Consider the following 18,423-nt stretch of genomic DNA (forward strand, 5'->3'; position numbering starts at 1 on the left):
AAGGGTAAAGTAGGAGGCTGGGGCATGGAAGAGGAAAAGTATCATAACCTTAAGTTAGGCGAGCGTGCTGCTTTTATTAGTATTGCAGCTTATATATGTCTTTCTGTACTAAAATTAACAATTGGATATGTGAGTGACTCTGCTGCTTTGAAAGCGGATGGATTGAATAATACAACAGATATAATTGCTTCAATTGCAGTGCTTATAGGGCTGAGGATTTCTCAGCGTCCGCCGGATAAAAATCATGGGTATGGCCATTGGAAGAGTGAAACCATTGCTTCCATGGTAGCATCCTTCATTATGGCTGCAGTAGGTCTTCAAGTTCTGCTTAATGCTGTTTCATCCATGTTTGATGGGGTTAATGAATCTCCTGATATAATTGCGGCATATACGGGAGTTTTTTCTGGAGCTGCAATGTACTTTGTATACCGATATAATAAAAAATTAGCTATTAAAATTAACAGCAAGGCCGTAATGGCAGCGGCAAAGGACAATATTTCAGACGCATGGGTGAGTATAGGCACTGCCGTCGGAATTTTTGGTTCGCAGCTGAACATGCCTTGGCTTGATCCATTAACAGCCATAGTTGTCGGGTTTTTAATATGCAAAACGGCTTGGGATATTTTTGTACAAGCCTCCCATGAGCTTTCTGATGGATTTGATGAAAAAAAGATTAAGCATTATCAGGATGTCATCAAAAATGTAGACGGGGTAAAAGGCATTAAAGATATTAAAGGCAGAAGCTATGGAAACAATGAAGTGATCGATGTGGTCATTTTGGTTAATTCCAAGCTTGATATTAAGGAAGCCCATGATATTGCGACACATGTGGAGAAAGTGATGATGAGGGATTATGGGGTTTATGATGTTCACGTCCATGTGGAACCGAATTAATAAAGAAATGCGTCTCTTAATGAGGCGCATTTCTTTTTCTAGCTGAACATTTTATCCAATTCCCGTAAATGATCATAGGAATTTACCAGTTGTTCAGGTACTATTTTTCTTCCATAATCCCATGAGTTTTTTTCTATTTCAGACATGAGCTGTTCTTTTTCGTCATCTTCTCCGTACAGTAGCGTTCTTATGTCATGTTTGTTTTTCTTGAAGTCCAGATAATACCCGATTTCATGGAATAGCATTAATTTAACCAGGTTCTCATCTGTTTCTTTAATTTTAAAATTAATTTTTGCAATGTAGCCGTTCACTTTCAGGTAGTTAAATTTAATTGTATTCGTTGAGACATTGTAGCTCATGGGTGCAGTAAGTGTATTGCAGAACTCATAGTTAATATCCAATTGGAACCCATCCAAGGTGTTTTTTATAATCTTTTCGATATCCCATATGTAAAGCACGTTTTCTGTTGAGCTCCTTTCTATTAATAGTTTAAGTTGATTATACAGACATTCATGAAAATCGTGATATGTTTTTCTGAAAAATAGGAACAAGCTACCATAATCTATATTGTTAGAACATATTACCGAGCTGGCTGCTGCAGGCATTTTTCAATATGTTAAGCTAAATGATAGATTTTCAATATTAGATTAAGAGCTTAACTTTATAGAAATCATGCCGGTTTGCAACGACTTTAGATAGGGGGATAGTGATGAATCGTTCATTTTACGCTCTTCTAGTAAGCCAGACAGCAACGAATCTTGGGTTTGCCCTGTACACGATGGCTGTTGTGCTGCATTTGTATAATGAAACAGGGAGCACAGCACTTTCTGCAGCCGTCACATTGATTAGTGTAATATCGAGAATGATCAGTAATATACTGCTTCCATCCATTTCGGATAGATTTCAGCCAGTAAATCTATTGAAGTTTTCCCAGATAAGCCAGATCGTTCTGATTGCTGGATTAATGATATTATTCTTGCAGCAAATGAAGGATTTTATGTTAATGGCTATTTTCTTAGTGTTGGCCCTTATATCCTTTTTCAATGGCTTTTTCTCGCCTATTAAAATGTCCATGGTAAAAGCTGTTGTTCCTAAAAAGCAAAGAGTCAAAGCGAATAGCCTGCTCTCAAGTGTTGACCAGACTTTCTTGTTTGCAGGGTGGACCTTTGGCGGTATCCTGTTAGCTTTCCTTGGCAAACAATCCACATTGATCATTACGATCATTCTGCTTGTTATTTCTATTCTAAGCTTGTTTTTGATAAAAAAAAGCGAATCACCTGCTGTGAACTCAAACTTCCGGATGCTGTCCAGTCTAACGGCTGGCTGGAAATTACTCTTCCAGGATAAAGGGCTTCGAGTCCTGATCCTAATGGATTTAATAGAAGCTTGGGCAGGAACGATTTGGATTGGTGCAGTTACGTTAACCTATGTGGAGGATGCCCTTGGAAAGGGGGAGTCTTGGTGGGGCTATATCAACGGAGGATATTACTTAGGCACTATTGCTGGAGGAATCCTCATTTATCGGCTTTCTTATTTACTGCAAGGCCGTTTGATTATTTTTATGCTGATTGGATCCAGTGCTTTCGGGATTCTTACCTTGGGGTATGGTTTTATTTCGAATCCTTTCTTAGCGCTGCTATTTGTAATATTGATGGGACCTGCCTATCAGCTGCGGGATCTTGCGCAAACCACTATGTATCAAAATAGTGCAGATGAAACAATGCTCACGAAAATTCTTGCTGCTAAATCTGTCTTAAACGAATTGATTTTCGTTTTCTCCATTTTGGGCATAGGGGTCTTAACTGATCTAATCGGTGTTCGGCTTATTTACATTTTATCAGGAATATTATTAATCATTTCGTCCATTTTTGGTTTTATTCAGCTGAAGCTTCAAGGTAAAGGTAATGCATTAGAAGCGGAGGGCTAAAGGCAATGGGGAGCTGCCGGCAATAGCCATTTTTTGAAACTTTGCTGTTTGTGATCCGTAAATATAGGTAATCGACCAATTCCTCGCGGGGTGAAAATTTGGAAAATAAAAAACAAACGGTTGTTTCCATTTCAATGATGAAATTGCAGGTTTATTTATTCATAGCAACGATTGCGCTGGTATTTGGGGTGCTCTTTTTACATGCCGTAATATATGGCGGAGGAGAAATGTCTTTTGATCTTATAGGTATGCTATTATTTTTAGCTGGTATGGCCGTTATCGTTATCTTGCATGAAGCCATCCATTTGGCAGGTTTCCGCTATATTGGCGGTGTCCCATGGAGCGAAATGTCCTGGGGAGTCAATTTGAAATTGGGTGTGGCCTATGCTCATGCTAAACAGCCAGTGACGGTTCAGCAAATGAAAAAGGTTTTAATGCTGCCATTCATTCCGACTGGCTTATTGCCCCTTGTTCTTGGAATTGTACTGAATATGCCTGGATTATCGATATTAGGGGCGATATTGACAGTTGGATGTTTTGGAGACCTTGTTTTGTATAAAAAGCTCTTAAAATTTCCAAATGATGCTCTTGTCACTGACCATCCGACTAAACCGCAATTTACGGTTTATGAATAGGCTTCAATTCATATGTTTAAGAACTTTTATGTTTTTTGTCCCACACAATAAATAGCTGGGTGAAAAAGAAAGCAACCAGGGCCGCCAGTGATGATATTAGAAGGTTTCTCATTGAATCCAGTCCATAAAGCTGGATCCCTATCAATTTGGATGTATTTGTACACAATCTCCAGTTTTCAAAAACAATGGCTGTCTTATGAAAAAATGGAAAAAAGACGCCGAACAGCATGAGAAAATAAATATACTTTTTCATTATCCTATTCCTTTCTTTCTGATCCTAATAGAAGGATATGATGTCGATCCTGCTGTTAGTATTAAATGAACAAGAAAAAAGGACAGTCCCCGAGCTGTCCTTTTTCAGTCTATTCTTTTTATGCGTCCATCAATCGCGGAGCTGAATGGCTGTGCTGAATTCTGTATATAGTCCACTAGTGCATCTATATCACTTGGTCCGGTCACTCTGTTCGTCCCTTTTCGGAATACTGTAAAATTGTCTCCGCCATCAGCGAGATAGGTATTTACAGTGACCGAATAGATCTTGTCCGAATCCAATTTTGTTCCGTCAGGAAGATAAATATCTTTTACTTTTTCACCGGAAGGCTGGCTGTCATACCAGGAATAAGAGAAGCCGGAAATCTGAAGAATTCTTGTTGAATTTGGCTGCCATTGCTGATTAAGGACATCACGAATTTGGCTGCCTGTCAGGTTCATTTTGACAAGTTGATTGCTGAAGGGGAGGACGACATATAAGTTTCCCCATGTAACTCTGCCGGCGTCAATGTCTGCCCGGATTCCTCCCGGATTGATGAAAGCGAAATCTGTGTTCATCACTGCCCGCTGGGAATCGGCAATAAGATTGCCCAGGGCTGATTCACCGCTTCTGTTTTGTTCGGCTGTGATTGGAATTGCAGCAGTGCCAATATATCTGTTCACCGAGGATTCAACTTTTCTTTCATAGCTCTCGATCATCCTGGTTATGTCGCTTGCGGGCTGGATATTCTCTTGAAAAACATTCACAATTTCAGCGTGTTTGCGGACAATATCCTTTGTCTGGGGATCTATTTCTATATCTACATCAGAAAAAGCAGTGCCATATGAGTAGGCCTGCACAAGAAGCTTTCCATCTACCACACTGTTCAGATAGGCATGACTATGGCCTCCGAAAATAATGTCCACTTCGTCATCCGCCTGATGGGCCAACTCTATTAACGGGCCTCTTGCATGCTCACCATTTGGTTCTGATTTTCCAGGAACATGCGCTAGTACCACAATGGCTCTTACTCCTTGTTTTTTAAGTTCTCGGGCATACTTGTTGATGGCTTCAGCTTCATCGGTGAAGATCAGATCTTTCACACTGTTTGGCGCGGTAATAGCCGATGTTTCTTTCGTGATGACTCCGATAAATCCAATTGGGATCCCGCTAACGTTTACTATTTTATATGGAGGAAGAAAGGGCTTGCCTGACTTTTGACTGATGACATTGGCTGCAATCCATGGGAAATGGGAACCGGAATAAACTTTTGCTGCTGAAGGGCTGCTGCCACTTAGCAGGCGAAGCAGTTCATCAGATCCTCGATCAAATTCATGATTACCGATAGTTCCGATATCAAACCCCATCTTATTCAAAAATTCAATAGTCGGTTCATCCCGCAGAAGGGCGGATACTGGCGGGCTAGCTCCAATCATGTCGCCTGCATGCAGCAAAAGGGTGTTTTTATTTTCAGAAGCACGCTGCCGCAAATAGGCAGCGAGGTAATCAGCGCGTCCTGCCGGTCTGCCGTTAACCTGCCGAGTGACATTCAGCTGCCCATGGAAATCATTAATGCCCAGCAATTGAATATGCTTGTATGGTGCTTCTGTACGTTCTTCAACATGGCCGTGATATTCTTCCGAAAGACCCTGCTGATCCCCTTGTTCTTTTTCAGCGGGCTGTCCGCTGAATAGAGGCATTCCCAGGAAGCTAAATAAAATAAGGGTGAAAAGTACTCTCATCATTCATCCTCCAGTATTTGTGGCAGGGATAGTATTTGCAGATATCAGGGATTTAATCGGATGGTGGGCTATTAAGGATCAGAAAAGTTTGGCCTCCTGCTAAAAGGGTAAGGTCTTAAAGAAACATAATACTGCAAAAGGAGATGACAATACATGAATTATAAGAAGCTATGGCTATCAGTTCCATTGAGTGCAGGATTATTGTTGGCAGGATGCGGAACGGATGAACAAGATCCGCCGCCGGAAACGGAAGATGTGGAATTGGAAGATAATCAGATGGAAGAAAACAATAATGAAGATAATGAAATGCAGGATCCTGGCACATCAGAAGAATCTGATATGGAGGAGCCCGGCATGAATGAAGAATCACCACAAGATGAAGAGAGTATGGATGAAAGTGATATGGATATGAATGATGAGGAGTCTGACGGGAACTAACCCGCATAATTCACGGAAAACGTCTGCCGCTGACAGGCGTTTTTGATATTCATTCAGAAGTAAAAAAATTGAATTAAGGAAAACGGGGTAAGGAGCAGAATAAAGGCAAAATTTTTCATCTGACAGAATTCTGAAATAATTCCTTTCATTTGTTTCCGCAATTCTGTATACTAAAATTGAATTTAATAGCAATAACTAGGGGTGCCCAATAGCTTGGGCTGAGAAAGAAACGCGCTAAAGTTTCTTGACTCTTTGGACCTGATCTGGATCATACCAGCGTGGGGAAGTTAGAATGTGCAAAGGTTTCTTTGTGCAAAGACATCTTCGGTTAAGCCGGTCCATCTTTATGTGGACCGGCTTTTTTACATATCTGGCACTTCCTTGGTTCCAGGTCTCGTCCTTATATTTTTATAAGGGAGAGATGATCAATGACGGCAAGTTCATTAAATCAAAAGAGCATTTCCATTATGTCGTGCTTTACTGGCAGCAAAAAAGTCTATGTGGAGGGATCCAGGCCTGATATAAAGGTTCCAATGCGTGAGATAGAGTTAAGTCCCACTTCCGGAACTTTTGGAGAGGAAATCAATGAGCCGGTTCGAGTATATGATACGAGCGGACCTTATACGGATCCTCAATATACGGCAGATCTAAAAAAAGGGCTTCCTGCTCTGAGAAGCCGGTGGATTCATGAACGCGGGGATGTTGAAGAGTATGATGGGCGGAAAATAAAGCCCGAGGATAATGGGTACCGCGATGAACATGATCCGCGTGCTAATCATAAAGTTTTTCCTGGCTTATCCCGCAAGCCATTGAGAGCAAAAAAAGGAAAGAATGTTACCCAGCTTCATTATGCAAAAAAGGGGATCATTACTCCTGAGATGGAGTATATAGCCATTCGGGAAAATATGGATCCGGAATTTGTGCGGTCTGAAGTAGCAAGAGGGCGGGCAATCATTCCTTCCAATATCAATCATCCTGAGACAGAGCCGATGATCATCGGAAGGAATTTCCACGTAAAAATTAATGCGAACATTGGAAATTCTGCTGTTTCATCCTCTATTGAGGAAGAGGTAGAAAAAATGACCTGGGCTACTCGATGGGGAGCAGACACGATCATGGATCTATCTACAGGCAAAAATATTCATACCACACGTGAATGGATTATCAGGAACTCTGCCGTTCCGGTCGGCACCGTGCCAATTTATCAGGCACTTGAAAAAGTTAATGGCATTGCCGAGGATCTTACGTGGGAAGTTTACAGAGATACCTTAATCGAACAAGCTGAGCAGGGGGTTGACTACTTTACCATTCATGCAGGTGTCCTTTTGAGGTATGTTCCGCTGTCGGCAAAACGCTTAACCGGAATTGTATCGAGGGGCGGATCCATTATGGCCCAATGGTGTTTGCATCATCATAAAGAAAACTTTTTATATACACATTTTGAAGAAATCTGCGAGATCATGAAAGCCTATGATGTGGCCTTCTCACTCGGGGATGGGCTGCGCCCGGGATCGATTGCAGATGCCAATGACGAGGCTCAATTTGCAGAGCTCGAGACACTTGGGGAGTTGACGAAAATTGCATGGGAACACGATGTACAGGTAATGGTGGAGGGACCTGGCCATGTTCCAATGCATTTAATTAAAGAGAATATGGATAAACAATTGGAGATCTGCAAGGAAGCGCCATTTTATACACTTGGGCCCCTAACAACAGATATAGCTCCAGGATATGACCACATTACCTCTGCAATCGGGGCTGCCATGATAGGCTGGTATGGTACGGCAATGCTTTGCTATGTTACTCCTAAAGAACATTTGGGTTTGCCAAATAGAGATGATGTACGCGAGGGTGTCATTACTTATAAAATTGCAGCGCATGCTGCAGATCTGGCAAAGGGCCACCCGGGAGCACAAAAAAGAGATGATGCCCTGTCAAAAGCCCGGTTTGAATTCCGCTGGAGGGATCAATTCAATCTGTCGCTTGATCCTGAACGCGCATTGGAATACCATGATGAGACATTGCCGGCTGAAGGGGCTAAAACAGCTCACTTCTGTTCCATGTGCGGGCCAAAATTCTGCAGCATGAGAATTTCGCAGGATATCCGGAATTATGCAAAAGAGAATAAGCTTGACACGGACGAAGCGATACAGAAGGGCTTGGAAGAAAAAGCTGAGGAATTTAAAAAAACCGGGGGAAGTATTTATCAGTAAAAATAGTATTTTAGTAATTTAATAGTAATTATATCTGCTGGGGGTGCCGTTTGCAGGCTGAGATTAAAGCAAAAGCTTTAAAACCCTTGGAACCTGATCTGGCATACCAGCGTAGGGAAGTGGAGTATCGGGGCTATATTCATAAGCCCCGTACAGCCACTTTCTATTTAGAAGGTGGTTTTTAATTTGCTAAAAGCATAAAAAAACAGGGGAGTTATCGCTATGAGGAAACAGCTGCATGTTATATCAGATGGAAAGCTATCTCTAGAGGCTTTTGCTGAGATAGCAGGTGAAGTGGAACCCTTTGCAGACAGGTTCCACTTGAGGGAAAAGCATCGAACCTCAAGGGAGCTATATGAAGGAGTTAAGCTGCTTTGTAATGAGGGAATCCCCATTCATAAAATTGTTATAAATGATCGGGTGGATGTTGCATGGGCATGTAAAACAGGTGTCCATCTTGCTTTTCACAGCCTTCCAGTCCGTGTTGTCAAAACGCATTTTCTAGATATGCCCATCGGATGTTCCGTACATTCTCCTGAAGAAGCAGAAGAGGCTGCAAAACAGGGGGCTGATTATATCCTGTTTGGGCACATATTTGAAACCGACTCCAAGAAGGGAATCCCGCCAAGGGGCACTGGGTCACTGGAGGCTCTTAAAAAGGCAGTAGAAATTCCGGTAATGGCAATTGGAGGCATTAAACCAGAGAAAGTCCCTGAGGTCTTGGAGGCGGGGGCAGATGGCATTGCTGTAATGTCAGGGATTTTGCAGGCAAAGGACCCTGCAGAGGCAGCGAAGCTCTTTTCAAAAAAGTTAAATGAGGAGGGGGAAAAATGAGGAAAATTTATGACGCCGTTATAGTTGGCGGTGGCATTAACGGAAGCTCCATTGCTTTTCAATTGGCTAAAAGAGGGTATAAAGTGGCCGTTTTGGATAAGGGTAAAATAGCCGGCAAGGCTTCCGGAGCGGCAGCTGGAATTTTAGGAGCCCAAACGGAACTGGCAGAAGACGGCCCGCTATTTCAGCTGGCATGCAAAAGCCGCTCCATGTACCGGATCCTGATTCCTGAACTGGAAGATTTATCACAAGTGCATATTGGCTATCAAAATAAGGGTGTATATAAAGTGGCGGCTAATAAAGAGGAGGAGCAGACATTAAAAAGATTGATAGAAAGCCAGCAAAAAGCGGGTGAGCAGGCCGAATGGTTTTCGATTGATGACCTGATTAAACGTGAGCCATCCGTATCAAACAAATTGCTGGGTGCCATGTATATACCGAATGACGGACAGGTTCAGGCATATGAATTGTCCCTTGCCTTTGCAAAAGCTTCAATGGCCCTCGGTGCAGAAATTTATGAGTATACACACGTATCAGATTTTATTTTAAAAGATGAAAAGGTTCATGGGGTCAAAACCAGCCAGGGAGAATTCCTGGCAGAATCCGTTATCGTGGCTTCCGGGGCCTGGAGCAGGGAGGTTCTTGAAAGAGCGGGCCTTTCGCTGCCCATTATTCCGGTTAAAGGCGAGTGCTTCTCAGTCACGATTGAAAAACCGCTTGTACAGGGGACGATCTTTTCGCAGGGATGCTATATTGTTCCAAAGCAATCTGGGAGGCTGGTAGTTGGAGCGACGGTTAAGATAAATTCATTTGATGAGAAGGTGACCTTTGAGGGAATATCCTTGCTTATGGAAAAGGCTCAAAACCTGGTTCCGGACATCGCGAATGCAGAATGGGAACGTGCCTGGACAGGAATTCGTCCGCAATCGGCTGATGGGCAGCCTTTTTTGGGACAACATCCAGTCTGTGAAGGGTTATACATTGCAGCTGGGCATTTTCGGAATGGGGTCCTCCTTGCCCCGGCAACAGGAGAACTGATGGCAGACATCCTCGAAGGAAAAACGGAGCAGCCTAACCCATTTGATCTGTCCCGGCTTGAAGGTTTAGTCCATTCGTCAAAAGGGGTGCTTTTATGAATGTTGTCATTAACGGAGATACTATGGTGCTGCCGGAAACAGTTAATTCTGTTTCACGCCTGCTCGAGTACTTTCATTTGGAGAAAAAGGTAGTCATTGTCGAACTAAACCAGCGTATTTTGGATAAATCCACGCATGCTGAAACCATTCTGACAGATGGGGATCGAATCGAAATTGTACACTTTGTAGGAGGCGGATGATTTGTTGAAAATTGGACCTTATGAATTTAACTCCAGGCTGCTGCTGGGAACAGGGAAATATCCAAGCTTTGATGTGCAAAGGGAAGCTGTAGAAGCTTCGGCAACAGAGGTGCTTACCTTTGCTGTACGCCGTATGAACATTTTTGAAGCGGGCCAGCCCAACTTTTTGGAAAAGCTGGATTTAAAGAAATATAAATTACTCCCTAATACGGCAGGAGCAAGTACAGCTGAGGAGGCTGTCCGAATAGCAAGGTTATCCAAAGCTTCCGGGCTCTGCGACATGATTAAAGTTGAGGTTATTGGATGCAGCAAAACGCTTCTTCCTGATCCAATAGAAACAATAAAAGCAGCGGAGATTCTATTAGACGAGGGTTTTATTGTTCTGCCCTACACTTCTGATGATGTCGTCCTTGCTCGAAAACTTGAAGAACTAGGCTGCCATGCGGTCATGCCATGTGCTTCTCCAATTGGTTCAGGGCAGGGAATCATTAATCCTATTAATCTTCAATTTATTACAGAGCAGGCAACTGTGCCGATTATTGTGGATGCTGGAATTGGAAGCCCGGCAGATGCGGCATTGGCAATGGGGCTGGGAGCAGATGGAGTGTTATTAAATACGGCTGTCTCCTCTGCCGATGATCCTGTTAAAATGGCACAAGCAATGAAACTCGCCATTGAAGCAGGGAGGCTGGGCTATGAAGCAGGCCGGATGCCCCAAAAACGTTATGCGTCAGCAAGCAGCCCGGCGGAAGGAATGATTTTTAGTTGAATGAGCGATACTCCCGCCAGATGTTATTTCCTCCGATTGGCAAAGAAGGACAGAAAAAGCTGAGGGAAAAACACGCTTTGATTGTAGGGGCTGGTGCATTAGGGGCTGCGAATGCAGAAACCCTCACAAGGGCAGGTGTCGGCAAATTAACCATTGCCGACCGGGATTATGTGGAGTGGAGCAACCTGCAGCGCCAGCAGCTTTATTGTGAAGAGGATGCTGTACGAAAAGTGCCAAAGGCGATAGCGGCGGCTAACCGCCTAAAAGTCATCAATTCTGAGGTGCAAGTTATCCCCCGGGTTATGGATGTAGGAGTACAGGAAATTGAAGAGCTGGTTAAGGGTGTTGATTTAATCGTTGACTCAACAGATAATTTTGACATTCGCTTTCTGATCAATGATATATCTCAAAAGCACCGGATTCCCTGGATATATGGAGGCTGTGTGGGGAGCTATGGTTTAAGCTATACCATCTTGCCTGGGGTGACACCGTGCCTGAATTGCCTGATGGACAAATTGCCATTGGGGGGAATTACCTGCGATACGGCTGGTGTTATTCAGCCTGCTATTCAAATGGCTGCGGCTCACCAGTCTGCTGAAGCATTAAAGATATTGGCAGAAGGCTTTGAATCCTTACGCGGGACACTTGTTTCTTTTGATGTATGGAAAAATCATTTTAGTTCTGTTAATGTTTCTACATTAAAGAATCCGCAGTGCTTATCGTGCGGGACTGATCCAGTTTATCCCTTCCTGGACTACAGAAATCAGACAAAAACAGCCCTGCTTTGCGGGAGGGATACCGTTCAAATCCGGCCTTCAGCCCTTCAAGATATGGATGTTGCTTATCTGGAAAAATCCCTGGTCTCTCAAGGTATCAATGTAGAGAGCAATCCTTATTTGCTCTCATTTTCGATCGATCAGGCCAGAGTGGTTGTATTTAAGGATGGAAGAGTGCTGATTCACGGGGTAAGAGACATTATCCAGGCGAAGAATCTGTATCATCGTTTCCTGGGATAATGAGTTATGCCTGTCGCTAAGAGTGACAGGCTTTATTGACTAATAGGCAAATAGTAATTACTTTAAATATCAAACTCAAAATTAGGCTAAAATGGATGTGAAGAGCATCTAAACAGGAGTTGATGGCATGAAGCATAAAATCCAAAAAATCACACCAAACTTATGGTTCAATACAGAAGCCGAAGAGGCAGCAAACTTTTATACTTCTATTTTTAAGAACTCAGCTATCAGCAAGATAACCCGCTATGGAAATGAAAGGCACGAACTTAGCGGCATGACAGAGGGAAAGGTTATGACTGTGAAATTTCAGCTGGAAGGACAGGAGTTTACTGCTCTTAATGGCGGGCCAAAATTCAGGTTTAACGAGGCAATTTCATTTATAGTCAATTGTGAGAATCAAGAAGAAATAGACTACTATTGGGAAAAGCTTTCTGAAGGCGGGGATGTAAAGGCACAGGCTTGCGGCTGGCTTAAGGATCAGTTTGGGGTATCCTGGCAAATTGTACCTGCAGAGTTAAGCGAAATGATCAGCAGCCCTGATTCTGAAAAAAACGAACGGGTAATGAAGGCATTGCTCCAAATGGAGAAAAAGATTGATTTGAATACTTTGAAGAAGGCATTTGAAGGCTAAGAGAAAAAAGACCTGTCCACTCCGCACTTGAAGGACAGGTCTTCTTAGAATTACTTATCCTCTCTCAATAAGTAGTTATTTCCATCCTGGTCTTTAAACGTAAACATAGTTCCAAAAGGCATTTTTAACATATCTTCAACTTCCACGCCATTTTGTTTCATTTGTTCATAGGCAGCTTCAATATCAGATGTGCTGAAAAGAATGGATGGGTGGGCAACTGCAGAAGGGTTTTGCTGTTCCATGGCTTCCTTAGAATAAAGAACTAAAGTTGTAAATTCATCATTGCTTGGCCCAACTTCAATCCAGGCAGCATTTGGTCCCATAGGCTGCTCGAGCTTTAAAACAAATCCCATTTTACTCAGCCAAAAATCCTTTGCCTGTTCCTGGTCCTCAACGTATACTGTGATTTTTCCAATTTTATTGATCATAAAAAAAACTCCTTTGTTTCCATTCTTATATAAGGATTTTATCAGTCCATGCCGGCAAAAACAATTTCAGTATTGGAAAGGTTCGCGTGAATTCACCCCTAATTGGAGATAATTACTGTAAACATTGAGAGGAGAGGGGTTATGAACATAGATTCCATACGGTTCACCGATCCTCCTGTCCATCATCAATTTCCGCCATTATATGAGAATTTGGGTCTTCCCGAGGTTTCTTCCTTTATTGAGCAAAAGTATGAATTTGATTTTACTGCAGGAAAAACAAAAAGAACTGGGCATGGAAGTATTCGAGTGTATAAGCAATCTGGTGAATTCAAGGTAATAATCTCTGAAAAATTGACCGGATTCGGGCCAAAAAGGCTTGAAAAGCTTGCGAGTCTGCTTATGGAGGAGGTTAAAGAACGATTTATCAGCAATATTGAAGATGAAACTAAACCACGAAAAGTATACCACATGCATTTTGGCCGTAATGACAGGGATAAATAGGGACAGTTTAACTGTCCCATATGTCCTTACTTGGTGTTGTCTCTTTGGGCTTTTAAAGCGACTCTTTCAAGACCATTTTCTCTGTCATCCGCAAATTCTGTATCCTTAGGAAGTGCATTATTCTTATGATCTGATTGGTTTTTCTTATTCTTTGCCATGAGTTTCACCCCCTTTATATTCATTAAGGCATCTGCGTTTTTAGTTTGCATTCTTTTTATGAGGCTATGCCTTGCGCTGGGATTTTTATTAGTATTAGCCTGGGACTAAAATGAGACATTATCTAGTTCAATCAAACGTTTGATTGAATTGAATTAGAAAGAAAAAAGAGTGCACTTTGGCATTCTTTTTATATAATTTTAAACATCGATAACAGTCTAGCTCCAGTGCCTGCCCCCTCGAGGTCACAAGCATGAATTTGTTGCGGCTCCTAGGGACTCGGGGTAAGAAGCCGTTTCCTTTCAAAAGGGAGAACGCCTTCCTGCAGGACCGTCTTATGCCTGAGGCCCGCAGGACAGGAAAGGCTTCGAAAGCATAAACATAGCATGACCGAAAGCGGAAGCTTTTGGAAGGACGTGCCGATCTTAGTCTGCGTTCCTTCATGGGCAAGGAGCTTCCGCTTTTCTTATGTTAATTGACTGGCAGCATAATCCGGATGAGGGTGCCGTTTTGCGGCTCGCTTTGAACATTGATGGTACCTCCATGGAGGTGGACAAGCTGTTTGGTGATGGCCATGCCCAGTCCCGATCCGCTTCCTGTTTCTCCTGTATGGGTTCCTCTATAGTAGCGGCTGAAGAGCTTTCCGAGTGTGACGCTGTCCATGCCGATGCCATCATCCTTAATGTTAATGACAATCAGATGTTCTTCTATGGAAGAGAGGCTAACGGAAATGGCTGTGCCTGGCGGGTTATATTTAATCGCGTTGGCTATGATATTATCCAAAATCCGCTGAAACCATTTGGGGTCAATGGAAGCCGTAATGGATTCAGGGTGCGGAGTGTAATGGAATGTTCTGTCCTGATAGACTGGATCATTAATGTAATGAATGATGATTCGGCGAATGAATTCGTTTAAGTCGGTCCGCATTTTGGCAATTGGGAGAGCATTGTTCTTGAGACGGTAAGTTAAAGTTAAGTCCTCCAGCAGGTCCATCATGTAATCCGATTTTTCAGCCATAATGAGGGCGAACTCCTTTGTTTCCTTTTCGGACCATGTGTAATCATTGGAGGCAAGCATTTGAGCATATCCGGAAATAGAGGATAGCGGAGTTTTTAAATCATGGGAAAGACCGCTGATCCATTCTTCTCTAGTATTGGCCATCATCCGCTGCTGCTTCTCATTTTGCTGAAGAGTTTCGGTAAGCTGTGTTAAGGTTGTAATCAATTCTTTATAAATACGGAACTTTCTTTTCAATTTTCCTTTTCTGCTGAGTGTTACCGGATTGCCATGGACATCTGCCGGCTCCTGATACAGCCCGCTCCCCAGGTTTTGAATCCATTTCATTAATGTCAGCAGAGGTACACCGAATTTGCGTGCATACCAGAGAGTTCCGCCCAGAAGCAGCAGAAATGCCATGACAAAAATGATAATGAGACTTCTATTTAGGCTTTCAAATAAACTTTTTTCCAGAGTGGATGCCTTATTGTCAGCAGGAATCCCTAACAGGATGGCACTTTCTGTGTTTTGGTCAAAGTATACTGCTGGTGTGCTGCCTTCCGTATCCTGCTCTGCGAATAGCTTTCTGACTGAGTATTTGTTCGGCTGATTTTTGGCTCCATACTCATCCACTACATTGCCTTCAGGAGCAATAAGCTGGACCCAGGCATTTCTCCTGGATAGTTCGTCCTCTGTGTTTTCAGAAAGGTTCAGCTTCTGTTTTTTCCAATCCACACGCGGGGATATTTGATTCAGAAGTTTAGTCTCAGCCTTGGCTTTTCCAAAAAGGACAAAATGCGGTTTAGTGCCGACCTTCCAATATGTGTAATGGGCTTCACTGCTTTCCCCATAAGTAATGGCGGCGATTTCACTTTTCTTTAACTTTTTAGGAGCTTTATCCGGCATATTGAAAGTGCCCAGAACATCCCCGGTTTCATTAATGGCAAGGAGCCATCCATTCTGTTCCTTTGCCAGGCTTTTCAATTCCTCTTTAAAAAAGGCCTTCCCGTCTTTAAAGCTAACATGGTCAGATACAAAATAATCTTCAGCTTTGGAGAGATCCTGTTTGGATTCGAAATCCATCATTGAAAAACCAAGAAAAGCCCAAAAAGAAATCAGAATGATAAAAAAGAGCACAAAAACGGTAATTAATTGGACAAAAAATTGAAAGATGAATCGTCTATGGATGTTCATGAATACTGCCTTCCGGAACAAATTTATAGCCAAGTCCCCTTACTGTAATAATGTGGCAGGGACTGCTTGGATTGCTTTCAATTTTCTCCCGGAGCTTTCGGATGTGCACCATGACCGTGTTATCCTCTCCGAATCCTTCTTCTCCCCATACATGCTCATATAGCTGGCTTTTGCTGAAAAGCTGATTGGGATGTTTGCTTAAGAATAGGAGAAGCTGGTAGACTTGCGCTGGCAGGTCTATCCTTTTTCCAGAAACAGTAACTTCCCCTGCTGAAGTATTGATCTTAATTCTGCCAAAATCATAGATTGTCTGTACGGGAACAGGCTGACTTCCTTTATGTCGGCGCAAGTGTGCTTTAATTCGCGCAGCCACTTCAAGCGGATTAAAGGGCTTGGTAATATAATCATCTGCTCCTAAGGCAAATCCTGAAAGTTTATCAAGGTCGGTGGATCGTGCAGTAAGAAAGAAGATGGGAGCATCAGTCGTTTCCCTTATTAAAGGGCAAATATCAAAACCGCTGCGATCAGGGAGCATCACATCCAATAGAATAAGATCATAGGTATAGGACCTGCAGCGCTCTAATGCTTGTGCAGCAGTAGAGGCTGTATCGATATTTCTGAATTGTTCACGCTGCAAAATCGTGCATAGCATGTGCAAAATGGCTTGTTCGTCATCAACAAGCAGTAATCTTGAATCTTGCATGGTTATTCTCCTAATCTAGTTTGTTCAAACCTATCATATCACTCCATTTCCAAAAATATAGGAATTAAGGAAAAATTAAGGTGGTATTTCAGAGTGGTTAAGATTGACGGTATATACTTTACTCAGAATCACGCTGAAGGGAGCATGGAAAATGTTTGTGATGTGCAAGAGAGAGTTTATAAGTCTTTTTAAAGGAATTAAATCCATTATTATGATTGCCATATTATTTGCAGTATCGTATTATGCAGCGAAGTTTTCCAGTGTACTATCATCTGGGGTGGAACTGACGGCAGGTGAGGCTGAGGATATCCACACGATCGGTCTTTTAAGTGTCATTTTGCTGCTTGGACAATTATTTGTGTTCGGTTTGTCCCACGACACAATAAACAGAGAAATCCATGAGCGTATAATGAGGTTTCTGGTGACAAGGGCATCACGCTCTACTATATTATTCGGTAAATTCCTTGGAATATGGTTATTCTGGCTGTTCTGCATTGTGGTGTCTTTTTTGCTGATCAGTATCTATTCCAAGAAGTTTGATCTGTTTATTTTTTCTCAGACGATGAGTCTGGTGACTTACCAGACAGCTTTAGCTGTCCTATTATCCGTGCTTATCCCCAGACCTGGGTATACCATGTTTTTAGGCAACATTCTGGGGCTGATGCTTCCGGCTTTTGGATTTTGGGCAGCTTTTTCTCCAAATGGCTGGGTAAACTGGATGAAATATTTTATTCCTTTTTACTATTTGGAGCGGGATGATTTTACTTTCTTAGTTATACTGGGATTGGCAGGTATTATGCTACTGGCTGCAAATGCTGTTTTTAGAAGGAGGGAATGCTGATGAATGCCATCGAAGCGAAACAGCTTTCGAAAGCCTATGGTGCCCATCAGGTGGTCATGGGAATGGATTTAGCCGTAAGGAAAGGCGAGATATTTGGGTTTCTCGGACGTAACGGTGCAGGTAAATCCACCTTTATTAATATGCTGACAGGCATCATTTCCTCGAGCAGCGGAACATACTCACTTCTTGGGGTTGAGGGTCCTGATAGCAAGGTGATGAAAAGAGTGGGGGTTATGCCGGATTATTCATCTCTCTATGGGTCATGGACCGCTCTGGATCATTTGCGCTTTTTCTCAGAGCTATCAGGCACCAGGGCTTCAAAAGAGAAATGTCTGGAGGTTCTGAGAAGTGTTGATCTTTTATCACATGCCAATAAGAAAGCAGGCAAGTTCTCCTTTGGCATGAAAAAGAAACTGGGGATTGCTCAGGCTATTATTCATGATCCGGAACTGATATTTCTTGACGAGCCTACATCAGGCATGGATGCGGAATCTGTTATTCTCATTCACCGTCTCATTAACGAGCTTCAAAAACAGGGGAAGACGGTTTTATGACATCGCATAATCTGGATGAAGTGGAGAAGATTTGCTCAAGGATTGCCATTATGCGGGATGGAGTCATAGATAAGATTGGAACGATGGAAGAGCTGCGGGCCTTTTACCGGTCAACCATAACAGTCAAAATAAAACACTCCACCGTGCCAAAGCAGGAACAAGCTAAGCTGAAGCAATGGCTTGAGTCAGCTGGAAGCCTTCTTGAACACGGGGATGCTTATACAGTGATCACGTTCAGCAATGAAAATAAGATTGCTGAAATGATAAGGGCTTTCACACAATGCAAGGCGGATGTTCTGCGGGTGGAAGTTGAAGAGCCATCCCTCGAAGAAATCTTTTTAAATGAATAATAGATGGGAGATTTA

Annotated in this window: 20 protein-coding genes, 1 pseudogene and 2 riboswitches; of the genes and pseudogenes, 14 read left to right on the top strand and 7 right to left on the bottom strand. The window is 42.7% G+C overall.

Annotated elements, in window-relative coordinates:
* Positions 1–24 precede the first annotated feature (24 nt).
* Positions 25–894: a cation diffusion facilitator family transporter gene (locus A361_RS02620; protein ID WP_009335533.1), complete on the top strand. Its 870-nt coding sequence runs from the start codon at positions 25–27 to the stop codon at positions 892–894.
* A gap of 38 nt (positions 895–932) precedes the next feature.
* On the opposite strand, the gene A361_RS02625 is transcribed toward A361_RS02620, so the two are convergent.
* Entirely contained in the window at positions 933–1,352 is a 420-nt protein-coding gene (locus tag A361_RS02625; RefSeq protein ID WP_019381135.1) for a hypothetical protein, read from the bottom strand.
* A 251-nt stretch (positions 1,353–1,603) separates the two neighbouring features.
* Here A361_RS02625 and A361_RS02630 point away from each other — a divergent pair, with 251 nt between their 5' ends.
* Together A361_RS02630 and A361_RS02635 are read left to right on the top strand one after the other, a co-directional pair.
* Complete coding sequence (locus A361_RS02630; RefSeq protein WP_009335531.1) at positions 1,604–2,821, top strand: MFS transporter; 1,218 nt, start codon at positions 1,604–1,606, stop codon at positions 2,819–2,821.
* 98 nt (positions 2,822–2,919) lie between these two features.
* Positions 2,920–3,456 carry a DUF3267 domain-containing protein gene (locus A361_RS02635; RefSeq protein ID WP_019381134.1) on the top strand — a complete coding sequence of 179 codons (537 nt, stop codon included), beginning with the start codon at positions 2,920–2,922 and terminating at the stop codon, positions 3,454–3,456.
* 16 nt (positions 3,457–3,472) lie between these two features.
* On the opposite strand, the gene A361_RS02640 is transcribed toward A361_RS02635, so the two are convergent.
* Complete coding sequence (locus A361_RS02640; RefSeq protein ID WP_019381133.1) at positions 3,473–3,709, bottom strand: hypothetical protein; 237 nt, start codon at positions 3,707–3,709, stop codon at positions 3,473–3,475.
* A gap of 104 nt (positions 3,710–3,813) precedes the next feature.
* Entirely contained in the window at positions 3,814–5,448 is a 1,635-nt protein-coding gene (locus A361_RS02645; protein ID WP_019381132.1) for a bifunctional metallophosphatase/5'-nucleotidase, read from the bottom strand.
* Between the two features lie 153 nt (positions 5,449–5,601).
* Here A361_RS02645 and A361_RS02650 point away from each other — a divergent pair, with 153 nt between their 5' ends.
* From A361_RS02650 to A361_RS02685, 8 genes are all read left to right on the top strand, one after another.
* Entirely contained in the window at positions 5,602–5,886 is a 285-nt protein-coding gene (locus tag A361_RS02650; RefSeq protein ID WP_009335528.1) for a hypothetical protein, read from the top strand.
* 187 nt (positions 5,887–6,073) lie between these two features.
* A riboswitch (TPP riboswitch) is annotated at positions 6,074–6,188 on the top strand.
* Positions 6,189–6,314: 126 nt separating this feature from the next.
* The gene (gene thiC / locus A361_RS02655; protein WP_009335527.1) at positions 6,315–8,099 is read left to right on the top strand and encodes a phosphomethylpyrimidine synthase ThiC; all 1,785 of its coding nucleotides are present in this window, start codon (positions 6,315–6,317) and stop codon (positions 8,097–8,099) included.
* Between the two features lie 29 nt (positions 8,100–8,128).
* A riboswitch (TPP riboswitch) is annotated at positions 8,129–8,234 on the top strand.
* Positions 8,235–8,321: 87 nt separating this feature from the next.
* Entirely contained in the window at positions 8,322–8,933 is a 612-nt protein-coding gene (gene tenI, locus A361_RS02660; protein ID WP_009335526.1) for a thiazole tautomerase TenI, read from the top strand.
* Complete coding sequence (gene thiO, locus A361_RS02665; protein ID WP_019381130.1) at positions 8,930–10,069, top strand: glycine oxidase ThiO; 1,140 nt, start codon at positions 8,930–8,932, stop codon at positions 10,067–10,069. The genes tenI and thiO overlap by 4 nt, the downstream gene beginning before the upstream one ends.
* On the top strand, positions 10,066–10,269 hold the full coding sequence (gene thiS, locus A361_RS02670; RefSeq protein ID WP_019381129.1) for a sulfur carrier protein ThiS: 204 nt from the start codon (positions 10,066–10,068) through the stop codon (positions 10,267–10,269). Before thiO ends, thiS begins: the two co-directional genes overlap by 4 nt.
* 1 nt (position 10,270) lies before the next feature.
* Complete coding sequence (locus A361_RS02675) at positions 10,271–11,038, top strand: thiazole synthase (protein ID WP_019381128.1); 768 nt, start codon at positions 10,271–10,273, stop codon at positions 11,036–11,038.
* Positions 11,035–12,054, top strand: coding sequence for a MoeB/ThiF family adenylyltransferase (locus A361_RS02680; RefSeq protein ID WP_019381127.1), 1,020 nt, complete (start codon positions 11,035–11,037; stop codon positions 12,052–12,054). The genes A361_RS02675 and A361_RS02680 overlap by 4 nt, the downstream gene beginning before the upstream one ends.
* 127 nt (positions 12,055–12,181) lie before the next feature.
* Positions 12,182–12,685 carry a VOC family protein gene (locus A361_RS02685; protein WP_019381126.1) on the top strand — a complete coding sequence of 168 codons (504 nt, stop codon included), beginning with the start codon at positions 12,182–12,184 and terminating at the stop codon, positions 12,683–12,685.
* 50 nt (positions 12,686–12,735) lie between these two features.
* On the opposite strand, the gene A361_RS02690 is transcribed toward A361_RS02685, so the two are convergent.
* Positions 12,736–13,113, bottom strand: a complete 378-nt coding sequence (locus A361_RS02690; protein WP_019381125.1) for a VOC family protein — start codon at positions 13,111–13,113, stop codon at positions 12,736–12,738.
* A 141-nt stretch (positions 13,114–13,254) separates the two neighbouring features.
* Between A361_RS02690 and A361_RS02695 the strand changes: the two genes are divergently transcribed.
* Positions 13,255–13,614: a hypothetical protein gene (locus A361_RS02695; protein WP_009335507.1), complete on the top strand. Its 360-nt coding sequence runs from the start codon at positions 13,255–13,257 to the stop codon at positions 13,612–13,614.
* Positions 13,615–13,640: 26 nt separating this feature from the next.
* On the opposite strand, the gene A361_RS31170 is transcribed toward A361_RS02695, so the two are convergent.
* From A361_RS31170 to A361_RS02705, 3 genes are all read right to left on the bottom strand, one after another.
* A complete protein-coding gene (locus A361_RS31170) occupies positions 13,641–13,772 on the bottom strand; it encodes a hypothetical protein (RefSeq protein WP_019381124.1) in 132 nt (43 codons plus the stop codon).
* Between the two features lie 469 nt (positions 13,773–14,241).
* Complete coding sequence (locus A361_RS02700) at positions 14,242–15,960, bottom strand: sensor histidine kinase (protein ID WP_019381123.1); 1,719 nt, start codon at positions 15,958–15,960, stop codon at positions 14,242–14,244.
* A complete protein-coding gene (locus A361_RS02705) occupies positions 15,947–16,663 on the bottom strand; it encodes a response regulator transcription factor (RefSeq protein ID WP_009335504.1) in 717 nt (238 codons plus the stop codon). The genes A361_RS02700 and A361_RS02705 overlap by 14 nt, the downstream gene beginning before the upstream one ends.
* Positions 16,664–16,814: 151 nt before the next feature.
* On the opposite strand from A361_RS02705, the gene A361_RS02710 reads away from it, so the two are divergent.
* Together A361_RS02710 and A361_RS02715 are read left to right on the top strand one after the other, a co-directional pair.
* Positions 16,815–17,504 carry an ABC transporter permease gene (locus tag A361_RS02710; RefSeq protein ID WP_019381122.1) on the top strand — a complete coding sequence of 230 codons (690 nt, stop codon included), beginning with the start codon at positions 16,815–16,817 and terminating at the stop codon, positions 17,502–17,504.
* A pseudogene (locus A361_RS02715) lies at positions 17,504–18,408 on the top strand (ATP-binding cassette domain-containing protein). Before A361_RS02710 ends, A361_RS02715 begins: the two are co-directional and overlap by 1 nt.
* Positions 18,409–18,423: the final 15 nt, after the last annotated feature.

Origin of the sequence: Cytobacillus oceanisediminis 2691 (assembly GCF_000294775.2) — a bacterium.
Lineage (GTDB): Bacteria > Bacillota > Bacilli > Bacillales > Cytobacillaceae > Cytobacillus > Cytobacillus pseudoceanisediminis.